Raw genomic sequence first — 21,826 nt, 5'->3', positions numbered from 1 at the left:
ACCTAAAAAGATGGATAAGCATAAAAAACAAAATATTTTATCGAACTGTAATATGGTTCCATTGCCTGCTTTGGATCAAGCTATAGTAGGGGGATTTATCGCATTTGATGAATTGGAGCAGCATGGTTTGACCAGGGATAAACTGAAAGAGTTGCAGCTTTTGGATGATAGCAGGAATGGCAAAATTGTTTTGCCACCACCGATCCCTGGTTTACCAACTATTGATGTCGAGCTGCCGCTGATGCCGCCAATACCAGGAATGCCGACATTACCTACAATGACCAGTCCAAGTGCTCCGATTCAGACCAGTGAAACATTGCTGGAACAAATCAAAAACAATGAAATTTCTGCCGATGATATCAAAAAACTTATTACGGAGAAGAAACTAACGTTTGACTATCTTGAAAGTATTGGTATCGAAAAGAGAGTGGTTCAGGCATTGAAATTCTATAGCAGTGCTTCGGCCTTTACAATTTTCAAGAAAATTGAGGATCTACCACCCATGGAAAGCGGACGGACAGATCTTTATATGGTCGGCATGCCCTTTTCGGGTAAATCAACGATTTTGGCAAGTCTCATCAAACATTCCAATAAGCAGGGCATATTAATGCACGATAGCTATAATCCCGATGGTAATAAGTACCTAGAGACGCTGAAGAGAAATTTAGACTATGGGATACTTCCTATAGCGACGGACAAGGCAAGCTACAATTATATTGCTACCTCACTTAAAGACCCAAATGGTACCACTCACCCATTTAATATTGTGGAGGTTCCGGGTGAGAATTATGTGAAGATCTTTAACCAGGGCTTTGAAAATTCGGAGATTCCGCAATTTATCAACTATGTCAAAAGCAACAATAAAAAAATCCTGGTTTTTATTATTGATGCCATGTCACATGACAAACGTTTTGATGATGAACAATTCTTTGGAGCGTTAGATCAAAGCATCGCCTATACCAATATCATTTCCATTTTTAAGGATTCCAAAGTACTAGAAAATACCGATGCGGTTTATTTTGTAGTCAACAAGTTCGACTATATCAAACAGGCCAGGTATCTGCATGATGAGCGTGCCGATAGCGAATTGGCATTGGATTATATGAATCAGGAATTTCTTTCCCTTATTGAAAATTGCAAAACCGCACGAGAGAATTCCAGAAACCAATTTAAGATCAAAATATTACCCTTCTCCATTGGTGAAATAGTTTATGATAAGATTGTCACCGCCATTGAGGATAAATATCCACAAGAACTGGTCAAGAATATGCTGGAGGATAGTTTTGTCGTGAAAGGCGGCGCATTTTGGAAAAGATTTTTTTAAGAAATATTTATGGATACTATACACTATAGAAGCAGGGTACATCTTCTGATCGAGCGTACTCTGAATGGGTTGGATTATGATTATATTTCATCCGGGTTGAATCAAAATGAGTTAGAGAGGCTGCAATTGTCATTTGATGAGAGAAATCAAGTAGGTCAGTTTAATGAGGGGTATTGTTATTCTGTCAAGCGGACAGCCCAGCATTTGATTTATTCTGTTATCAATACCAGTATGAAAGATAACGCTAAGCGCAATGGCTTTCTTGCGGTTCGTCTGATCGTTAAGCATAATGAGCATATTACCGGTGTCATGCAATATTTATTGCAGATTACAACACAATATATAAATCATATAAAAGATAGCACTTTAAACAATCAGGACTATGATCTCATTTTGGAAGAAGCTGCAAAGAGTATTAAACAGAACAATAGCATTAATCCGAAGATTACACCAAACAAGACTATTTTTTATCAGTTTTTAAATCTCGGTCTAGATCAAAGTGAGGCATTCAACAATCCAAAACTGGTTTACGCCACAAAAGTCTACTTTCTGGACGAACAGTCACTACATAGTGAGGCCGTTGCGAAACAGTTTGGTTTTCATTCCGTAGCGGATCTATTTGCTCAGGTTCGTAAGATTACGTTTAACAATACCTCGACATATGGATTGCGCGTCAAGATCAACGAGGAAGAGGAACGCAGTTTATTAAAAGATCAATTCTTGATCTGTATGAAAAGTGACCGTATTCAATACAAGCTTACTTTCGATACACGTTATAAAGAAGTATCCATTTTCGAGGGTGAGGTAGAAGTGCGTCCCGAGGAACCCAAACCGCTGAAACCTTCAAACCAAGAGCCTGAACGTAGTTCGAATGGATTGGTATGGGCCTGGATTATTGGCCCAATTCTCGGAATTGCCATCGGTTACTGGGGGATTGAATTTGTTATGAATTTAGTAGGAATAGGACAAAAAACTGAAGTAAATGTAGCTGTAGAATCTGTTAAACCGGTTGAGAATTTTAGCTTCAAAATAGATACTGCCAAGAGTAAGGCACTTTACCTCGAGTTTACCGATTCTACCTTGCAAAATTATGTTTTCAGCTATAAGGGAAAAACTGAAGGCTGGAAGTTCTACAAAAAAGGTGAAGATAAGAATACAAAGGTTTTGACCAAAACCGAATTACGATCTATTTTACACAATGAGGATCGTATCCTTCATTTTTGTGATCAGCTGACCTCACAAATACCAAGCGATATTCCTGAAGATAAGCCTGCTAGTACCAATTCAAGACCGATAGATAGCGGGGAGATTACCGCCGATAAAAATAATAAATCACAGCCGGAGCGGCCTGAAAAACAATCTAGCCAGCCAGCAAAGGGAGGGACTAAAGGCCATGAATCAAAAGTATAGAGGACTTTATTTTTTGGGAGCTACCCTAGGGGTTGGTTTACTTATTGTTGGTTCGATGAAGCTGATGAGTTCATCCCCAGTCCAGCAGGGCTCTACGAAGCAATCGGCTATCACAACAGCAAGTGGGCATAAAGTGTTGGAAAATAAGATTAAGGAGCTTTCCGAAGACAATGTTAGTCCGGCACAGTACAACAACTTGCTGATCGAGATCAATAATGCGGCTTCGCAGGAGCTATTTAATAAAGCGATTCAGGATATGCTGCTCCAGCAACTCAATGACAGATATACTCAACTGAGCATGGACCGCATTAATAAATTGCTTCGTTCAGATCCTGTTAAACAGGCAGAACTTAATATCCTGGTCGCTCATCTCGAAAGTACTTTTGGTCCGACAGCGGAGGTTGCTGCAATCAAAAATAAAGTCAAAGCTTTGAATCATTATACGAAAGTTCTGCCACAACGTGTAAACTCACTGATTAGCCAAGGTTTCGCGGAGTTTGATGAAGGGCAGTATAGGGCTTTAATGAACGAACTGGAGCGGATGCCAAATCTAGATGGAAATCTCAAAAGAAAGAAATCTGTTCTTGCTGTTAGAAATGCTGGCGTAAGCAAACTGCAGCAATTTCATCGGAATTACGAAAACTGGAATTTGAACATGAATTTATAACACAGGATCCTTCCGCTAACTAGTGGTTGTATCAGATAAAACCTACATAGATTAATCTAGCAATATGAAATATTTATTAACCCTTTTTTTAATGGGGTTGGTCACTTTTTGCCTTGCTCAAGCGACCAACGATGAATTATTGGCCCAGGCCAAAACACAAATGGACGACGGTTTTTATGAAGAGTCCATAAATACCTTAAATAAAATTCACGGAAAGGCAAGGACAAAAGAATTCGTTGACTACTTAATGACCGTAAATTATTACAAATTACTGGATAATGGCGACTATCCACCCTTTGAACTTATCAATAAGGTACGTAGCCAAGGCGACCTGTTTTTGAAAAATTACCCTAAATCAAGCAACTTCGGTAATGTAAAAAGGATACTCAACAAAATGGATGATTATCCAAAGACACAGCTAGGCTATGATGATACCAAGAATCGAATCTTGCAGGAAAAAAAGATCGAAAGACAGCATGTTTTGTTGACAGCGATCAGGAAATCCTATGAGGCGCAAGATTATGCCCAGAGTTTAGCCACCATTAAGGTCGCCAAAGAATCCGGATATGATGAGAGTCCCGTTCAGTATTATGATTTTATGGTGAAGTACAAATTATATGATCAGAGTACTTCGCAAACATACCATGAAGTAGAATCTATAGTTGCACTTGGAAATAATATTTTAAGCAGTGATGATAATTCATTAGCGAAGTTAAGTATGGTCGAAACGCAGCAGATCAAAAATATAGTAGGCGGATTACCAAAATCCTTGGACGAGTTCAGAAAAAACGAAGAGGATAAGCGTGCAGCAGCTTTGGCCCTGCAAAGGCAAAATAAATTTGCAGCTATATCAGCCGACTATGATGCACAGGAGTATTACAAAGTAATATCAGTTAAAAACGATTTTCCTGAAAAGTCCCTTGAGTACCTAAAAGTAAGCTATTTTCAGGCAATGAGTCGATATCGGCAGCTGAAAAGCCAATTTGAGTATGAGTTTTCAGAGGTATTGACTGTGCGATCCAATTTGCAAACCTATCTTGACAAATATGCCGGTGATAATCAGACTTATAAGAATGATGTGATGATGGCAATGGATGATCTGAACAAAAATTATCCTACCTCTCAATATGCTTATGATGCGCTTTTGAAAAAGCGGGAGAAAGAGGAACTTAAAGCCCTTCGTAAGGCTAATCGAAAAATGTTCACCAGTATCGGCTACGAGTATGGAAAATTAGCACCTATTAGTGTACGGTTTGAAACCGGTGGCGGTTTTGTGGGATTTTTCACGACGATACGTTATGGGTTAAAAACAGACCGTCAGCTCGACGAGTATTATTACAATACCAACCGCTCCCAGCCTAATAAAACCGAACTTATTGTGGGACCCAATTTTAAGGTGGCTGACTGGTTGCTGTTGAATATCGGTGGCGGCTATGGAGTTTATTCACATCTATATCGCAATGACTATGCACAACGTGAAGGTTATGGCAGAACAGGTTATTTTGCCGGTTATGGAGGGTTGACCCTTCGCCTCGGTACTAACGTCAATCTCATTGGCGGTGCCTCCTTGATGGCTATCGACAAACAATTTTCATCTAAAAAATTTACGCAACCTGAATTTACTGGCGGCATAACATTTAATATCCGATAATAATGAAACCTACTAATTTTATACTACGAAACCTTTATTTGCTGTTTATTTTGACCGTTCCATGGGTATCCTGTGATGACAAAGACCAGTTTGATTTTAATCAACATAATAAAGTTGCTGTGACAACACTGCAAGCAATGGGAGTAACCAAAAATGATGCTACATTAAACGGAAGGGTGAATACCAAAAATGGAGAGGCGCTAACAGAGATAGGTATTTGTTATTCTACACAATCTAAACCAACAATTTCCAGTGAAAAAGTGATCCTGACCAGTGATTTGGATACAGGAGCGTTTACCTTGCACATTCAAAGTCTTAAACCTTCAACGACCTATTATTATAGGGCATTTGCAACCAATGCCTCAGGAACTGCCTATGGGGATCCGTTGAGCTTTACCACCCAAAGCGGTTATGTCTCCAAGCTGGAAACAGAAGCTGCGACAGCTATTACGCGCGTGTCAGCGCAGCTGGGCGGAAAGATTACCGATGATGGGGGATATCCGGTCACTAGTAAAGGCATCTGCTATAGTTACATCACACCTTATCCAACAATTTCCAATGATAAGCTCGCGGTGGATTCACAAAGCACATCGTACAAAGCCAGCCTAACTAAATTAAGGGCCGGTACAACCTATTATGCACGTGCTTACGCAACTTCGTCAGTGGGAACAGGCTACGGTCAGATTATAAGTTTTACGACGGCATCACCCATTGTAGCCTCAGGGATATCGACAGCAGCAGTCAGTTCAGTTACCTATTCTTCTGCTGCGGTAGGAGGCGCTGTTCAGGAAGACAATGGGGCTTCGATTACTGTACGGGGCTTATGTTATAGTGCCTCCAATAGCATGCCCAGTATTGCCAATGGATCCGTCGTGAATATTGGTTCGGGTACGGGATCGTTCTCTGGCCAACTGACAGGATTGACAGTAAATACAACCTATTATGTACGTGCTTTTGCTACCAATAGTGCAGGTACAGCTTATGGGCCAGTTGTAAATTTTAAAACCTTACTGCCAGATTTGCCCAGTGTTTCTACAATGAATCCTACGAGTGTAACGATGACTTCTGCCTATACAGGCGGTTATATTGGAAGTACCGGTGGCGGAAAGATCAGTTCGAAAGGTGTAGTCTATAGCAGCAGTAATGCCGCGCCAACATTGAACAGTGGGACAGCTATTTCGGGTGGGTCGGGTACCGATAATTTCTACATGACACTTTCCGGCTTACAGTATAACACCACCTATTATGTTAGATCATATGCAACCAATGAGGCTGGTACGACCTATGGAAATACCTATACTTTTAAGACCTTGTTACCCAGCTTACCTTCCAATCTGAACACTTACAGTGCTTCGAGTATTCAGCAAAATTCTGTCTATATGTCTGGTTATGTGGGGACAGCGGGAGGAGGGACTATTACTTCAAGAGGTATTGTATATAGCAATACAAATTCGTGGCCGACAATCGGCAACAGTACTGTCGTTAGTTCAGGAACCGGTACTGGAAGTTTAAACTTAACGCTGACAGGCTTGGCTGCAGGTACGACTTACTATGCCCGAGTATATGCAACCAATGAGGCCGGTACCGCTTATGGAAATATAATTTATTTTACCACGTCTTCACCTTATACGGCACCTGCCGGAGTGACCACCTCATCGGTTAATGGAATTGGCAGTTCCTATGCTACCTTCAATGGTTATGTCGCAACAGATGGCGGAAGTACAATAACCGAAAAGGGATTTGTCTATAGCACTTATAATACCGCGCCAACGCTGTCCACAGGATCCAAAACAACCATAAGTGGCAGTGCGACGGGGTATTTTTCTAAAAGTGTGACAGGACTAACTCGATATACCACCTATTATGTCCGGGCATATGCAAGCAATGCTTATGGTACCACGTACGGAGCGGTCACTGCTTTTTATCCCTATTAAATAACAACGGAAAACGGGAAGGACGTTCTAAGAGATAGAACGCCCTTCCCGTTTTTTGCCCCACTGTTTTATTCGTTACTACTTATTTTGATGGCGTCGCTGCTTACAAAGCCGACAAGCCCCTTGTCAGTCTGTACCTTTGCCCAGTTGCCGATATTTGAAAGGCAGGTTAGTTTTTGACTCCGATAGATAGTCGTAATAATTGGAAAGTCTAGCGCAGGCCCCTTTCTCAAGTCTGCTTTTTCAATTTTTAACTCCACTTTTTTTAGGTGGTAGTCTTTATTTCCCGATGATGTGTTGTCACTTGGTTTTGCTGTTGCTTTCACTGGATCTTTTTGTTTCTTGATTTTAGGCGTAGATTTCTTTTTCATATCAAGATTACATACACCACAGGATCCACCACGCGAACAGTGTGCACATTTACTGCAATTGCGACAGGCGGTACAGTATGCGGAGCCCGTGCATCTTCCGAAAGCATGCTCATGATCTACTGCAGCATAAGTATTGGCTGTGGTCTGGCTGAATCCAAGCTGTGCTGATAATGTTGTTGCCAGCAGAATGTTAATAATTTTTATCATAATAATATTCTTTTATTCTTTGTTCCATAGTCCAAGTTGATGATCTCTGGCATACTGCTGGGCATCAGATAAGCGTTGCTGATATTTTACATTTGGAGGAATGGTCATTAGTACAGCATATCCCTCTTTGATGATTTTTTCATTGATGAGGGTGCCATCTGCAAAGTATGCATAGGCCAACGTGCGCCCGTATTGATCCAAGGGATTAACATCAAGTTCCAATTTCACGGATTTATTCAGTAGTAATTTTTGCGCATATTTTGATGCTTCTTTTCCAAAAGGTTGCTCTTTCTTGTGAAAGTAATTACGGGGTTCGGGTGCATCGATACCGATCAATCGAATTTTGAACCGTTTGCCATTTTCATCCTTGCACCAAAAAGTATCCCCATCGGAGACTTTGGAGATTTTATAGCTCTTGGTTGTTGTTATTTTTGTATGGTCAGCGTTGCTGCTGGCGAAGGCTGCGAACTGATTGACCTGAGCTTCTTTTTTTTGGTTACAGCTGATCAGCGATGTTGAAATCAGCATAAGTGAGCTGACCAGCATGTTCCATTTTTGATTGATACTTTTCATTTGGCGATCTGTTTTTTACTATTTTTTCCCTTTTCTTTCCTCGGTCAGGTTGAGGCAACTTTCTAGTTAGATTTCTTTGTTACGCCATCCATATTGGTTATACATGTTGTAATTGTTTGTGGGTGAATAATATGGTTCAAAATTAGGATTTACATTTTCCCGGATTTATGGTTTCCCGTAAAAAGCTCTGGTCGTTAGTTTCTACTTTTGAATTATCAGAAAAAAGTAAATAACATAACCGCTTTATAGTAAAATCAAATAAGCCATTATTAAAAATTGAAAACTATGGATTTTAAAGATGAGATTCGTCAATTTGCCAAGCGTGTTGACCGACTTTTACCACAGATCAAAACAGAAGAAGCTACAAAGACATCCTTGGTGATGCCATTTTTGAAGATATTAGGCTATGATGTTTTTGATCCTTTTGAGGTGCAACCTGAATTTATCGCTGATATCGGTATCAAAAAAGGGGAGAAGGTTGATTATGCGATCTTACGTGAAGATAAACCTGTTATCTTAATAGAATGCAAACATTATGCAGATGGGCTCGATCCGCATAATTCGCAACTGTTCCGTTATTTTCATACGACAGAAGCCAAGTTTGGTTTGCTGACCAATGGCGTAGAATACCGCTTTTATACTGATCTGGTTACACCGAATAAGATGGACGAAAAGCCATTTTTCGAGTTCAAAATTATGGATATCAAAGACAATGAAGTATCCGAATTGCGAAAATTTCATAAGACCGAATTTGATCTCGAAAGCATTTCCAGCGTGGCGAGTGAATTAAAATACTTTAATGAGCTGACGATCTTGGCAATGGCTGAAATGCAGAATCCGAGTGACGATTTCGTTCGTTTTTTTGCGAAGCAAGCCTATCCAAGTGTAGTTACAGCAAAGGTGCTGGAGCAGTTTACACCTTTGGTCAAACGCGTTTTTACACAGATCGTCAATGACCAAATCGCTGAGCGCCTTAAAAGTGCGCTAAAGAAGGAAACTGAGGCAGAGGAAAAGAATGCTGCAATAGCTCCTGTTGAACCAGAATCGGTGATCGTTACTACAGAAGAGGAGATTGAAGGGTACTTGGTCATTAAATCGATTTTACGGAAGGATATTGAAGTGGGGCGAGTTTTTATGCGGGATAATCAGTCCTATTGCGGCATCCTACTCGATGATAACAACCGCAAACCGATCTGTCGATTCTATTTTACGCCCAATCGCCTGCGTATAGGTTTGTTTGACAAAGATAAGAAGGAAGCCAAATATGATTTGGACTCATTGGATGATATCTACAAATATTCGGAGCAGATTGTCGATACGGTCATTAACTACTAATTATCCCTATGATGATTACGTGGAAACCTTAAGAAACTAAATATATTTTAAAAATTATTTTATCGCCTGGCAATTATGAAAAGAACAATTTTTCTCGCAACACTTTCTTTATTAATGGTAGCATGTGTAAAGCCTTCTAATGAAGATAAGGCTAAAGTTTTAATCAAAGAATATATGCTTAAGTATGCAAATGATCCTAAGAGTTATGAGGCTATTGAATTTGGATCTTTGGATTCACTGCAATCAATCGATATGATTGGGACCGGTGCTGAGTATTTTAATCTGCAAAATGAATTTTCAAAAAGTACTGACATGGAGGAAAGAAAAAGAATTATGATTAAGCAACATAAGTTATTAAAGGATCGACAGGGTTTTCAAATGATTCATCGATATAGGGCTAGTAATGCATTTGGTGCAAAAGTGCTTTCCGATAATATTTTTTATTTCAATGCAGGCATGGATTCAATCCTCGTCGTAAGAAAACCTGGGGAATAAATCGTTATTGAAGTAAAATAATTGAGTTTTACTGTAATACGGTTTCCCGTATCTTATTGTTATCCAACGAAATTACATTTGATTGAAAATTTTTAATAATTCAAATTATATTAATATGAGTAAAATTGCTATATCCATTTATAAAATTACTGTATATAAAAAGGGGAATACAGAGGAGTTGGAACATCTTAATGATTATGACTCAGGCAACGACTTGTTGGATCTTGTAAAAACCCTACCGGCGCAATTTAGAAAAATAAATTCAGAAAACAATGTGGTTGAAGAAGGAGGAACAAATAGAAGAACCGTAATTCCAGATCAAGATCTGGAAGTTTCTGGAAGGAATATTTCAGGATATGTCAAGTCTGGGGATTATGGATTTGAAACACCGATTATCAATGCAAAAGGAGATCAAGTATATAACGTATCAAAGGAAGATTCCGCTATGCGACCTTTCTTTTTCTTTTTTAATTTGCCTAAAGACGAAACCACCGGTTACTTGTTAATTCAAAGGTTTGAGAATTTTGGGGTTTATACGATTCTTTCTAGAATGCTTAAACAAGTTTTTGCAAAGAAATTCTCCAAGTATACATTAGCAATTCAACCTGTTGGGATAGACAATTCTGAAGCAATGGCATTTTTAGAGGAAGGAAAAATTAGCAAGGCTTCCTTTACAATATTTGATTCAGAAAACATAGCCAGTTTGTTCACTAATAATAATCCTAATGATCAATTCGAATATAAAGATGTTAAAGCGGAAATTACAATTAGTGCAAAAAAGAATAAGATGGTAGCTTTGAAAAATACTGTCATAAATTTACTAAATAATGGAAAGGAAGCAAAGATTAAACTCACGGATAGTGATATACCTTATGAAAGATTGAAAATATACTTAAAGTTGGGAAAAGAGCAAAAAGTACTTGATTTGTCAAAGTGGGACACTTTTAGTAAAGATATTGATATTACTCATAAATTAGACTATGATTATAAGACAGGACACCCTTTAGTGGGAGCTTTAAAACAAGAGTGTTTTAAAATATTAGATCAGCTTAACAAAGAGTCATGATAAAAAAGATAACAAATTTCTTAGCCTGGGTGTTTATCTTGGTAGGATTGTTATTATCCTGTTTGGTCATTTGGTCGGTCTTTAAGGATGGTAAATTCAAAATCGGCGTATTAGATTGGGGGTATGCTGAAAATTTAAATAAAGTTTCAGGTATATTGGGCTTTCTATTTACAGGAGCGGGTACCTTTGCCATTTTTATAACTTTAAGTAAGCAGCAAGAGCAATTCGATAAAGCACAGAGACAGGTTGTCACTCAGCAATTTGAGACTACATTTTTCAACATGCTTAATCAGCTTTTTAATATAAAAAACTCCATAAAAGGTAATGTTAGAGATATTTCGTTTGTAGGGCAGGAATTTCTGAGTGCAATTTTAAAAGAATTAAAAGAAAGTTATGAAAACCATGTAACGCAGCTCGATGATATTCAGGCTGTTATTCAGAGCATATCTAACAACAAAGGACCTGGCAAATCTGAAACTCAGATGGTGAAAGATGATTTAAATGTTTTATATCTATCATTTTACAATTTGTATTATCCACAGCTCGGACACTATTTTAGGTACTTGTATAACTTAATCAAGTTTACTGTTGATAATAGAGGGATTGATCCATATCTTGATGCAAAAAAATATATTCAACTAATTCAGGCTCAACTTTCGAACGACGAACTTGGTTTAATATTTTGTAATTCACTAAGTGATAAAGCTCTTAATAGTGAGAAAGAAAATAAAATATATACCTGGATTGAAGAGTATTCATTGCTGGAAAATATAGACGAAAAAAGCTTGTTAAATAGATCTCTGCATTATTTATATCCAAAGACAGATTTTAAGTTTCTTTACAGGGATGAAAGAAAATTGAAGAGTAGGCGCCTTTAAATAACCCTATTTCAATTAATATAATCGACTCACACAATGCTGAAAGTTCTTTTTCAATGAAAAGTAGCTTTCAAAAAGCTCCGTATATCTACAAATAATTATTTATTTTAAGGACTAATTAAGCCGGTTAGTTAGAATGATTATTTACCATAGTATCAAAGAGAGTTGAGATTTGAACATTGGTGATAGTTGAATTCTAAAACAGTTGACAGTATGAAACATGTTTATTTATTATGGTACACTTATCTTGATGAGACATTGGATGGGGGCGAGGACGTTATGCTGATCGGAGTATATAGTACCAGGGAATTTGCCGAGGCGGCTTTAGCGAGAACTTCAAAATTTAGAGGTTTTAGCGATCAAATAGAAGGTTTTGAGATTTCAGAATATGAAGTTGATACAGACAGCTGGAAAGCAGGTTTCACTCTTGTATAATGCAGTATTGTGATCTTTGCTTTATTTTTCGGATATTTGGACAAAGGCCAATTTTTAGAGTTGCTTCGTTAGTCAATGACAATTGAAAGTATTTCCTTAGCTTTGTATCATTAATCGATAGCAACTTATCGGTTCATGCCAATTGTAAATAATTCACTTTAATGAATACCGAAGTACTTGAAACACTTTTAAGTTTATCCTCGGAGAATGAGGTCGTTGAGTTTAAGGAAGCCAAAAATAACTATGACTTTACCAAACTGGGAAAATACTTCTCCGCAATCAGCAATGAGGCTAACCTCTGTGGTAGACCCTATGGATGGTTAGTTTTTGGTGTTGAGGATAAGCAGCATACTGTAGTTGGTACCAATTACCGGACAAACCGTGCTGATCTCGATAGACTTAAGGGAGAAATAGCCAATAAAACCACCAATCGGATTACCTTTATTGAGATACATGAGGTTATAAAAGAAGAAGGACGTGTGTTGATGTTTCAGATACCAGCCGCGCCACGTGGTATTCCCGTAAGTTTTGATGGACATTATTATGCTAGGGATGGCGAGGAATTGGTTCCTCTTAATCTTGAGAAGATTGAACGGATCAGAGCACAGGCTACTCAAGACGATTGGAGTATAAAAATTGTACAAGAAGCTTCATTAGACGATCTGGATGAAGAGGCTATTGCGGTCGCAAGAAAAAATTTCAAAAGTAAATTTTCCGATATAGCGGAGGAGGTTGACACATGGGATACCCTTACTTTTCTCAACAAAGCTAAGCTCACGATCAAAGGAAGGATTACACGCACGGCATTAATTTTACTTGGAAAAGAGGAAGCCGATCATCTATTGAGTCCCGCTGAAATAAAGATTCGCTGGAAGTTGGTTGATGGTGAGAATAATGATATAGATCATGAGATTTATGGAATCCCATTAATCCTTTCAGTCGAGAAAGTATTTGCCAAAATTAGAAATGTCAAATACCGCTATATGAAAGAGGGAACGATTTTTCCAGAAGAAATATCAAAGTATGAACCATTTTCTATCCGCGAGGCTATCAACAATTGTATAGCGCATCAAGATTATTCAAAGGGAGCGCGTATCAATATTGTCGAAATGGAAGATCAGCTTGTTTTTACAAATTATGGTTCTTTTATTCCCGGTAGTGTAGAGAAAGTTGTTATTGAGGATGCTCCCGAAGAATTCTATCGGAATAAATTCTTAGCGACGGCTATGTTCAATTTGAAAATGGTTGAAACTGCTGGTGGCGGTATTAAGAAAATCTTCAATTATCAACGTGCCCGATTTTTTCCGATGCCAGACTATGATCTATCGGATGGTAAAGTTAAGGTCACTATCTCAGGTAAAGTTCTGAATTTGGATTATGCTCGCTTATTAGCTCAAAATAAGGATCTCTCCCTTGAAGATATTATGGCGCTTGATAAAGTGCAGAAGAAAAAGCCTTTAAGTAATCACGAGGAAAGTGCATTAAGACGTAAGAAACTGATTGAGGGTCGAAAACCGAATTATTTTATTGGATTAAATGTCGCTCAGAAAGCGGGAGACAAAGCAAGCTATACAAAAAATAAGGCTTTTGATAATCAGTATTATCTTGACCTCATTTTAAAAGCGTTATCTCAGCATAGTACTATGTCACGTGCGGATATAGATGCGTTGTTATGGAATAAGTTGCAGGACTGGATGACGGATGAGCAGAAAAAAAAGAAAGTCAATAATTTAATAACGAAACTTAAAAATAATAATAAAATTGTTAATAAAGGATCTTTCAAATATTCTATGTGGGAGTTAGCGAATTGATTGGAGTAGAAAGATAAGTAGAAGAACTAGTAGAAAGATAAGTAGAAGAACTAGTAGAAAGATAAGTAGAAGAACTAGTAGAAGATAAGTAGAAGAACTAGTAGAAGATAAGTAGAAGAACTAGTAGAAAGATAAGTAGAAGAACTAGTAGAAAGATAAGTAGAAGAACTAGTAGAAAGATTAGGGAAGGAAATCGGAATATGCGATAATATCATACGTTAATGGAAAGTAAGGAATATTTGATAGAATTATTAAAGGAGAAGTATCATTACGAGCTTAGTAGAAGGGATAAATTTGAGGATAATTTATCATTGCCGGTCACGGTATTAGGCTTAATTATCGCTGGGTTATTTTATGTAATCAATGAAGTTTATTCAGACACGTTATCTTCCTGCTCAAAAGCGATTTTTATAGGCATGATCGGATTAATGTTAATAATTATTATAGGTGCGATTTTATCACTTGTGTATGTCTTTTTTGGTTTTAAAAGGGAATATTGTACATTTCCAGAAAGTAAAGCAATCCTAGAGAGATATGAAGAGATTAAGGTATACTCTGAAAAACATAAAGAAGATGATTCTTTTATAACTTCTTCTTTGAAAAAAGACACAATTAAATGGTATTCAGACTGCAATGAGAATAATACGCGTACGAATGACAGACGAGCTAACGCGTTCCACACTTTTAAAATGTTATTTTCAATCATAATAATTTTAGGAGTTTTATTGATGTTTTTAGTATTCTATTTAAAAGTCAATTAATATGAGTAAAAATCCAAAACCAAGTTTACCACCGCCGCCGCCGGTGCGAAGAGAAAAATCTGAAGAATATCCAGTGAGGCCAAAGACAGATAAGAAATGACTTTTCCATTCTTAGATTAAAAATTACGGAGTTCGGCTATCACAAGATAATGATCTCCGTAATTTCAGGTTTCACGGTTTTTATTGATTTAAATATTATCAGTTGAAAAAAATATATTCATGCTCCCTATTAAACTGCAAGGCCTGTTGAAACGTATATGGAGTAGAATTAAGTTTATAAATAACGTCCGTGATATCATTTTTCAATCGTTCATGATAAAACCGGTTGTTATTCTTTGGATCATCAAAAGGTACTATATTCTCAAGACCTTTGAGAATAGATTTGCTGGTTTCCAGCCCATTTTTTTCTCCTATAGATACTAATACTTCGGAAATTTTTGTGATTGGGTTAAACCAGCCGTTGAATATAGTGTCGAAGTTTGGCAATGAGAGGCAATGTTCGATAATTTCTAATAAAGTATCTATAGAATTCGGATTGTAATAGTTTTTATAGGCTAAATCGTAATATGTATCGCCTGCGTTTTCTGTAGTTGCTATAATGTGTTCTTTCAATTTTACAAAAGCAAATTCTCCATTAGCTTCCACAAGATGTCTTATAGCGGTAGCCTCATCCAGCAGTTTTTTGTCAACTAGTAATTGATAGTTATCTGTTATAAAATTTCTAATAAAATCATATTCTTGTAGATCTGATAATGTATTTAAGATAAAGGGGAGAAAGTAATAATCTTCATCCTTCTCAAGATATAAGTTGGCTACCAATTTTAAGATAGGTGCATTATCCATATAACAAAGCTCAACGACTTCCCTTGCACAATCGTAATTCTTTCCTAGAATACTTTTTTTTAGATCTTCTTCAATTCCATATTTATTTTTATCAAAAGATATTTCTTTGGACTTTAAGTAGGCGAGAAAGGGTAGCTTTACCTCAGGATCAGAGATTGATTTCAACTCTTCTAATACTTTTAATGAAACTTTCTCTGTTCCTAATATTTCATCAATAAAATCAAAATCGAAGAATCTAAATTTAGCAAACTCAATTAATCGAAGCAAAAAACTCTCCTCGAATTTTGAAAATTTGAGATATTGGATAAAATTGAGAAATAACGTGATAGTTTTTGAATCATCAGTGGCTGCTTTAGTTCTAGGGACATTCAGGCAACGTTCTACAGCTGACTGGCTTTTGATTATCCAAGATTCAAGAAATTCTATTTGAAAATCTTTAACAACAACGGATAAATCATCTTTTTTTGGTAGACTTTGATAAATATCTTTTAAACGATCTAACTCCTTTTTCAAAAGAATTTGATCAATATCTTGAATTTTTAGCTTTTTCCCTTCTTTATAATTCTCTTTTAAAATTTTCCAAAGGAGCTGTTTAGCGTATCTACTTATTTTTTTTTGTAATTCAAAGTTTTTGTAATAAACATTCCAAAATTTATCCACTTCATTATAGGAAAGCTCGCTAACTTTATAATATTGAAAGATGTTCTCTATTTGTTTTTTTAATAATGGAAAATCAAATTTTACATCAAACTCTCTTTGAGCTGAATTCTTATTAAATGCTACTTCTTCCAAGGCGTTCGATTGTTCGATGCGGTCCGAAAATTTATATATTGTATTATCTTCTATGTACTCTTGAAACCGTATTGCTTTTTCCAAGTTATCATACTGCATTCTGTTGCGGACATTAATTATAAAATTTTCACTTACATTACCAATGTTGAAAGCGTGAACGATATAAGCGTAATATTTTTCTTTTAAAATCAGTTCTATGAAGTAAATATTGCTATTTTTTTCTGTCTCGATAGCTAATAGTTTTTTGAATAATTCTTCGTCGATCAAACATTCATTTGCCAGTGAAGCCAAAAGATGCTCATCCCTGAAATATATTTTATCTTTGACTATAGCATCAAAAATTATTTCAATTAATTTTTCTCGATATTTTTCCGCCGTTAGACGAAGGACCTTTCCGCAATATTCAATGAACTGAACTACATATTTTTCTCTTAACTTGTCGTTGTTCAATCTCTGACACACAAATCCAAATAAATCTAAGAGTATTCTTGTATCCGTAATTTGATTGAATAAATTAAATATCTTTTCTTTTGTGGATATTACAGACCCATATTTTGATTTTTTGTTCCATGGTACTTCATTGACGGATTTTTTTAGAATAAGAAGAATAAAATCTCGATGGCAATCAAAGTTGTTTTCATTAATCAGATTTATTACCTGATTGACAAATTCCTTATAATCATAAGTAGAAACAAAGTTTTTTATCTGGTCCAATAGCTTCTCTTTTTTATCGTTATCAAGTGGTTTTATAAGAGCAATTGTTCTTTCCATGATCTGGAGAAAATCGATTTCATTTTCTTTAAACTCATTCACTATTTGACAGAAAAGAGATTCTACTCTCATCGCATTATCTTTACTAGACAATGACATATGGTTAAGTAAAATTATAGCTGATTGACGTGCTCTTAAATTCAGCTCTTTGTTCATTGCCTTATCAAATAAATACTTAATATTTGATAAGGTATTGCCAAATTTGCCAACTGTACTATCATCTTTAAGCCATAATGTTTTTTTTATACAGTGATCCTGAAAATAATGTTGCAATACTGTATTTCGAATTTCATCGGAGACTAATTCAGTATCTGCATGGAATACCATTTCGATATCGTTTTTGACAAGCCAATTAATAAGATCTTTATAAGCGTTTGCTTGCTCAAACTCCATATTTAATAAAAGTGTCACTACATTATACCATGAAGGATGCACTTTGCAGATTTTATCATCTATTTTTATTAAATCGAGAAGCTGATCAATATCCATTTGGGCTAATATCTCTGCTACGAAATATTCTTGTACGCTTTTCAGTTCAAAGCTCCATTTCTTATCCGTAGATTGTTCTATAAATGGATTTTTAGCAAGCGTATCTGTTTCTCCCAATATAGCTCGAGCTTTAGAATCCTCAATAGATGTTATTTGCATGGTCTCCATGGCAAAAGCAAGCTTTCTTGCTTGTTCTAGATGAAGACCTTCGCTGTAGTTTGTATTTCTGAATTTGTCTTTCTCATCATGATAGAGTCTGTTATTTACGTATTGTGAGATCAATTTAGATCGAGATATTTCTATACGCTTAGTTTTTAAATAGTTTTTACCTATAAGTTCAAGATAGAATGGTGTCTCTAAGAGATCTACATATTTCCAAAAATTGAATTTTCGATGCTCGTTAATAAAGTCTATCCCAAATTTATCGCTTAAAAATCTTATCGCTTGTCCATCTACAACAGGATTAAGATATGCTTCGGTAAATCCATCTAAGTTTTTGACAATTTTATTGTAAATAGAAGTTCGGCAGCTGATGATAAATTTAATATTGTTTTTTCTCTGCGAAACTTTCGTGCTTTCGATAAATGATCTCAACTTATTGCTAAAATCTGTAATGTCATAGACTTCGTCGAGTCCGTCCAAAATCACAACTAGGAAGGGGATTTTCTCATACTGACTTGGTAATATGTCCGCGATTGTAGAACTAGAATTAAAGTTTTTTAGTGATTTAAAATACGGCACGATTTCGTTGCTATTACGTTCGTCCCACAATGAGACAGCGATAGCTTTTAGCACCGTTGTTTTCCCTGAGCCGGGATTTCCTAATATTACAACACCATTCTGACTATTTGATATTAATTTATCCAATTTTACAGTATTCTCTGGATTACTCCAGAAATATGGCTCCCGTAGAGGAGTTGTTCTAAAAGACCTTTCCATATGAAAAGGTTGCTGTTGAAGTGAACTTATATAAATATGCCTATCCGCTTCTTCGATTATTATTTTAGCGAGATTCCTATCAGAAAATATAAGTTTATCAAATTCATTTAATAATGATTGCCGTCCTTCTTCGACAACTTGTTCTGTATCTCCTTCGTAAACTTTTTTAAACAAATCTGGATACAAGCTAAAAAATTCTTTTATATGGTATTCGGGGGTAAGGAATTGAACTGGACACCCAGTTGCTAACTTATCATAAAAGTTTTCAAGTTTGGAAGGTTCGTTCGGGTTTTTAAAATCTTCATAAGGTGAAACGAATAATAGAAGATCTATTGCCTTATGGGTGGACATGATGTGAGGGATCTTTTCAATAGCTTGTGTATAGTTTAAATTGCTATTGTAGTCTTTACATTCAGCATAGATAGTGTAGCTTTTGTATTTGCTTGTTACAATTTCCAACAGTAAATCATATCCGTCTTGTGTTCCAGTTTTCTGGTTTCTCCTCCTCGTAACTGTATATCCAAGTTCTCTAAAAATTCTTTCTAAGAATTCTAAAGCTATTAATTCAAACTCTAAACCTTTTTTTATCATCTTTGAATCCTTGATATTCTTTTCCAATTGCTACGCAAAAGAAACGTAAATATTGTTTATTGGAACTTTTTATTGATCTTTAGTTTATATTGCTGTCCATCCTAACCTTTTTTCTATCTCCTGTCTCATTGTTGTTTGGATCTGACGTGGCGCTTTTCGTATATATTCCTGTGCTATCATCTTTTTATCTTTATGTAGCGATTCCAGGTACTTGATTACATTTTCTTCACTGTGTGACAAATTGATTTTATCTTTAAATTTTTTGGAAAGATTAGTCCATATTACTCCGTCGATGTCGGTTTGGTCTATCCATTGTTTAATTTGTTTTTGCCAAGTGAAATTAGTAGGGGAGAAAGTATCATTCGATTTCTCGTAATAACCAATTCTATTTACGTTACTGCCTTCCCTGACAGCTAGGTTTGAAATAGCATCTTTTAGGATTGAATGTGTCGAAATGGCGAATAAAGTTTGAACTTCTTTTGCCTTTGAGTCAATAACAAGAGTTAACCTACCATCTTCAGATATTCTGGAAAACTCAAGGGGTAGGTAAGGCCCTCCGCTGTTCCAATCCAGTTCTTTATCAAAATCTAAATTTTTCGGTTGCCAAATTAGTGACCCCCAGCCTAATATTGCTATTTTCATGATAAAGTTTTATTCTTTAATAAAGGTTTCAATCTCAATTAGATTCTCTCTCCCAAACCAAGTTGTCACTACTCTAAGAGCATAGTCATCTATTTTAGATAACATTAATACTACTAATTGATCTTTAGCTCTAGAGCATTCCACATAAAACAGATTTCGTGTTTTAAGCATTCTTTCTTCATTGTCATCTGTATTATTAAAAAAATTATTAAAATTATACTCGCTTTTCCATTCCGTATCGTCTATAACAGTTAGAACATTTCTGTATTCGTCACCCTTGGTGCCGTGTTTTGTTGAAAATACTGTTTCATCTTGAGTATGTTTCCAAAAATTTAGTATTTCTCTGTATGGTAATTCTAAAAAAGAATTATATAGATTTTTATCTTTTTCAATTCTATCTATTTTTCTTTGGTCTAGACCTGATAAATCTTGGTTGATTCTTTCAATGAATTCATAATAATTCTTCGGAAATAATATTTCCATTTCTAAAACTGAACTTAGTACATCTTTGATCTTACTATTTTCTCGATTGATAGTTAAATCGTCTAGAAAAGTGGAAATTTCTTTCTTCTTATAATGTTTAAAATCATTCAAAAAAGTACCATTTTTTCTAATAAATCTTATAGCTTCATTATGGTTCTTAGATGTCCAAAAATCTAATAGATGCTCTAATCCAATTTTTCTCTCCTGTGATGTCTTTTTATCGACATAGCCACAAAAGAGTTTAATCAAAACATGATTTCTATCTAATAAGTTATCTTTTACTGTTAAACTATTTCTTCGTGAAAAAATAGTATATAAACCAGAAAAACCCGCTCTTTCAGCGATTCTACTATTTGCTAGTACCAATATTTTATCTTTACTTTTTGGATTAAAATTCCACCCTTTTTGCTCCAGTCTTTCTAGAACTTTATCATAGAAATTATTTTTGGCTGGTTTTATTGAATCTTCAAATTCTTTAACTTTTTCCTTTTTCCCTCTTTCTGGATGGTTCTTCCAATAAATAAATTTAATCGCCCCTTGATTTTCTCTTTGAGGTATTTGTCGGATATTGGATCGGAAATTATTTAGCAACTTTACCACTGCTTTTGATGACCTAAAATTTTCCTCCTTTTTTATCAACCGAAGAATTGCGATATTCCCTTGATAATATGATTCAAGGTCACCTATGCCGCTATCGTAAATTTTTTGATGGGAGTCACCATAATATCCCAAGAGAATTTTCCCTTTATTGTTTTTCAGTAGGTAATCATTTAATAGAGTGATTGTTTCTGTTGAAGTGTCCTGATACTCATCGATCAATATAAAGGGATATTTCTGAGCTACAATTGAGGAAATTAGCGAATAATTCTCAAAAATCATTTTTGACAATTCAATAACATCATCATGGTGTAATTCTCCGCGCTCAAAGTCACGAAAGGAAGAATCATTATAAAATACTGAGTTTATAGCATCAGCACGTTCTTTTAAATTGGGGATATAATAAGAGTCTTTGCCTTTTAGCATATCTTTTCTTAATCTAATTTCATTAAGCTGACATAATTGTATTTTTAGTTGTTTTTGAAATTGTTTTATGCATTGCCATAGAAACTCGTGAATTGTAAAAACATTTACAAGTTCATTATATTCAATTCGTTTTATAATTTCATTCTTTGCAACATTGGTATATGTAATACAAATGATTTTCTGATTTTTATTTGTTAATTTTTCACCTTGATTTTCTATCAAGTGCCTAAGAGTTTGAATAAGTGCGTACGTCTTACCTGATCCAGCGCCAGCCTCTACTACATAACTTTGTTTTTCTTCTATGCAAGTAATTATTTCTTCAATTGCTCCCATAA

17 protein-coding genes are annotated in these 21,826 nt (G+C 35.8%); 12 read left to right on the top strand and 5 right to left on the bottom strand.

Translation table 11 applies throughout. From position 1 onward, the window contains the following. The first annotated feature begins 10 nt into the window (after positions 1-10). The 5 genes from ABDW32_RS15955 (at position 11) to ABDW32_RS15935 (ending at position 6,986) form a co-directional block, all read left to right on the top strand. Positions 11-1,324 (top strand): hypothetical protein, encoded by a 1,314-nt coding sequence (locus tag ABDW32_RS15955; RefSeq protein WP_343564113.1) that lies wholly within the window; start codon positions 11-13, stop codon positions 1,322-1,324. Between the two features lie 9 nt (positions 1,325-1,333). Further along, positions 1,334-2,734: a hypothetical protein gene (locus ABDW32_RS15950; RefSeq protein WP_343564111.1), complete on the top strand. Its 1,401-nt coding sequence runs from the start codon at positions 1,334-1,336 to the stop codon at positions 2,732-2,734. Continuing rightward, positions 2,718-3,401: a hypothetical protein gene (locus ABDW32_RS15945; RefSeq protein WP_343564109.1), complete on the top strand. Its 684-nt coding sequence runs from the start codon at positions 2,718-2,720 to the stop codon at positions 3,399-3,401. The genes ABDW32_RS15950 and ABDW32_RS15945 overlap by 17 nt, the downstream gene beginning before the upstream one ends. A gap of 64 nt (positions 3,402-3,465) precedes the next feature. After that, positions 3,466-5,052, top strand: a complete 1,587-nt coding sequence (locus tag ABDW32_RS15940) for a hypothetical protein (protein ID WP_343564107.1) — start codon at positions 3,466-3,468, stop codon at positions 5,050-5,052. A 2-nt stretch (positions 5,053-5,054) separates the two neighbouring features. Continuing rightward, positions 5,055-6,986 (top strand): hypothetical protein, encoded by a 1,932-nt coding sequence (locus ABDW32_RS15935; RefSeq protein ID WP_343564105.1) that lies wholly within the window; start codon positions 5,055-5,057, stop codon positions 6,984-6,986. 68 nt (positions 6,987-7,054) lie between these two features. On the opposite strand, the gene ABDW32_RS15930 is transcribed toward ABDW32_RS15935, so the two are convergent. Beyond that, a complete protein-coding gene (locus tag ABDW32_RS15930) occupies positions 7,055-7,564 on the bottom strand; it encodes an SH3 domain-containing protein (protein WP_343564103.1) in 510 nt (169 codons plus the stop codon). A gap of 12 nt (positions 7,565-7,576) precedes the next feature. Continuing rightward, complete coding sequence (locus ABDW32_RS15925) at positions 7,577-8,137, bottom strand: thermonuclease family protein (protein WP_343564101.1); 561 nt, start codon at positions 8,135-8,137, stop codon at positions 7,577-7,579. A gap of 285 nt (positions 8,138-8,422) precedes the next feature. On the opposite strand from ABDW32_RS15925, the gene ABDW32_RS15920 reads away from it, so the two are divergent. The 7 genes from ABDW32_RS15920 to ABDW32_RS15890 all read left to right on the top strand — a co-directional run bounded on the left by ABDW32_RS15920 (position 8,423) and on the right by ABDW32_RS15890 (position 14,918). Next, a complete protein-coding gene (locus ABDW32_RS15920; RefSeq protein ID WP_343564099.1) occupies positions 8,423-9,472 on the top strand; it encodes a type I restriction endonuclease in 1,050 nt (349 codons plus the stop codon). 75 nt (positions 9,473-9,547) lie between these two features. Then, entirely contained in the window at positions 9,548-9,967 is a 420-nt protein-coding gene (locus ABDW32_RS15915) for a hypothetical protein (protein WP_343564097.1), read from the top strand. 115 nt (positions 9,968-10,082) lie between these two features. Next, positions 10,083-11,033: a hypothetical protein gene (locus ABDW32_RS15910; protein WP_343564095.1), complete on the top strand. Its 951-nt coding sequence runs from the start codon at positions 10,083-10,085 to the stop codon at positions 11,031-11,033. Then, positions 11,030-11,911, top strand: a complete 882-nt coding sequence (locus tag ABDW32_RS15905) for a putative phage abortive infection protein (RefSeq protein ID WP_343564094.1) — start codon at positions 11,030-11,032, stop codon at positions 11,909-11,911. Before ABDW32_RS15910 ends, ABDW32_RS15905 begins: the two co-directional genes overlap by 4 nt. A 213-nt stretch (positions 11,912-12,124) precedes the next feature. Next, positions 12,125-12,346, top strand: coding sequence for a hypothetical protein (locus tag ABDW32_RS15900; protein ID WP_343564092.1), 222 nt, complete (start codon positions 12,125-12,127; stop codon positions 12,344-12,346). A gap of 161 nt (positions 12,347-12,507) precedes the next feature. Continuing rightward, positions 12,508-14,157 (top strand): RNA-binding domain-containing protein, encoded by a 1,650-nt coding sequence (locus ABDW32_RS15895; protein ID WP_343564090.1) that lies wholly within the window; start codon positions 12,508-12,510, stop codon positions 14,155-14,157. 221 nt (positions 14,158-14,378) lie between these two features. Then, on the top strand, positions 14,379-14,918 hold the full coding sequence (locus tag ABDW32_RS15890; protein ID WP_343564088.1) for a hypothetical protein: 540 nt from the start codon (positions 14,379-14,381) through the stop codon (positions 14,916-14,918). A gap of 198 nt (positions 14,919-15,116) precedes the next feature. Here the strand turns inward: ABDW32_RS15890 and ABDW32_RS15885 are convergent, their stop codons facing one another. The 3 genes from ABDW32_RS15885 to ABDW32_RS15875 all read right to left on the bottom strand — a co-directional run bounded on the left by ABDW32_RS15885 (position 15,117) and on the right by ABDW32_RS15875 (position 21,824). Next, entirely contained in the window at positions 15,117-19,343 is a 4,227-nt protein-coding gene (locus tag ABDW32_RS15885) for a hypothetical protein (RefSeq protein ID WP_343564086.1), read from the bottom strand. Between the two features lie 84 nt (positions 19,344-19,427). Next, positions 19,428-19,985 (bottom strand): hypothetical protein, encoded by a 558-nt coding sequence (locus ABDW32_RS15880; protein ID WP_343564085.1) that lies wholly within the window; start codon positions 19,983-19,985, stop codon positions 19,428-19,430. A gap of 9 nt (positions 19,986-19,994) precedes the next feature. Beyond that, on the bottom strand, positions 19,995-21,824 hold the full coding sequence (locus ABDW32_RS15875) for a UvrD-helicase domain-containing protein (RefSeq protein WP_343564083.1): 1,830 nt from the start codon (positions 21,822-21,824) through the stop codon (positions 19,995-19,997). Between the last annotated feature and the right edge of the window lie 2 nt (positions 21,825-21,826).

The organism is Sphingobacterium sp. (genome assembly GCF_039596235.1).
Taxonomy (GTDB): domain Bacteria; phylum Bacteroidota; class Bacteroidia; order Sphingobacteriales; family Sphingobacteriaceae; genus Sphingobacterium.
This window is presented reverse-complemented; position numbering and strand designations above follow the sequence as displayed.

Coding starts and splice junctions, on each gene's coding strand:
- ABDW32_RS15955 (WP_343564113.1), top strand. CDS start 11: ATGGATAAGCATAAAAAACAAAATATTTTATCGAACTGTAATATGGTT.
- ABDW32_RS15950 (WP_343564111.1), top strand. CDS start 1,334: ATGGATACTATACACTATAGAAGCAGGGTACATCTTCTGATCGAGCGT.
- ABDW32_RS15945 (WP_343564109.1), top strand. CDS start 2,718: ATGAATCAAAAGTATAGAGGACTTTATTTTTTGGGAGCTACCCTAGGG.
- ABDW32_RS15940 (WP_343564107.1), top strand. CDS start 3,466: ATGAAATATTTATTAACCCTTTTTTTAATGGGGTTGGTCACTTTTTGC.
- ABDW32_RS15935 (WP_343564105.1), top strand. CDS start 5,055: ATGAAACCTACTAATTTTATACTACGAAACCTTTATTTGCTGTTTATT.
- ABDW32_RS15930 (WP_343564103.1), bottom strand. CDS start 7,564: ATGATAAAAATTATTAACATTCTGCTGGCAACAACATTATCAGCACAG.
- ABDW32_RS15925 (WP_343564101.1), bottom strand. CDS start 8,137: ATGAAAAGTATCAATCAAAAATGGAACATGCTGGTCAGCTCACTTATG.
- ABDW32_RS15920 (WP_343564099.1), top strand. CDS start 8,423: ATGGATTTTAAAGATGAGATTCGTCAATTTGCCAAGCGTGTTGACCGA.
- ABDW32_RS15915 (WP_343564097.1), top strand. CDS start 9,548: ATGAAAAGAACAATTTTTCTCGCAACACTTTCTTTATTAATGGTAGCA.
- ABDW32_RS15910 (WP_343564095.1), top strand. CDS start 10,083: ATGAGTAAAATTGCTATATCCATTTATAAAATTACTGTATATAAAAAG.
- ABDW32_RS15905 (WP_343564094.1), top strand. CDS start 11,030: ATGATAAAAAAGATAACAAATTTCTTAGCCTGGGTGTTTATCTTGGTA.
- ABDW32_RS15900 (WP_343564092.1), top strand. CDS start 12,125: ATGAAACATGTTTATTTATTATGGTACACTTATCTTGATGAGACATTG.
- ABDW32_RS15895 (WP_343564090.1), top strand. CDS start 12,508: ATGAATACCGAAGTACTTGAAACACTTTTAAGTTTATCCTCGGAGAAT.
- ABDW32_RS15890 (WP_343564088.1), top strand. CDS start 14,379: ATGGAAAGTAAGGAATATTTGATAGAATTATTAAAGGAGAAGTATCAT.
- ABDW32_RS15885 (WP_343564086.1), bottom strand. CDS start 19,343: ATGATAAAAAAAGGTTTAGAGTTTGAATTAATAGCTTTAGAATTCTTA.
- ABDW32_RS15880 (WP_343564085.1), bottom strand. CDS start 19,985: ATGAAAATAGCAATATTAGGCTGGGGGTCACTAATTTGGCAACCGAAA.
- ABDW32_RS15875 (WP_343564083.1), bottom strand. CDS start 21,824: ATGGGAGCAATTGAAGAAATAATTACTTGCATAGAAGAAAAACAAAGT.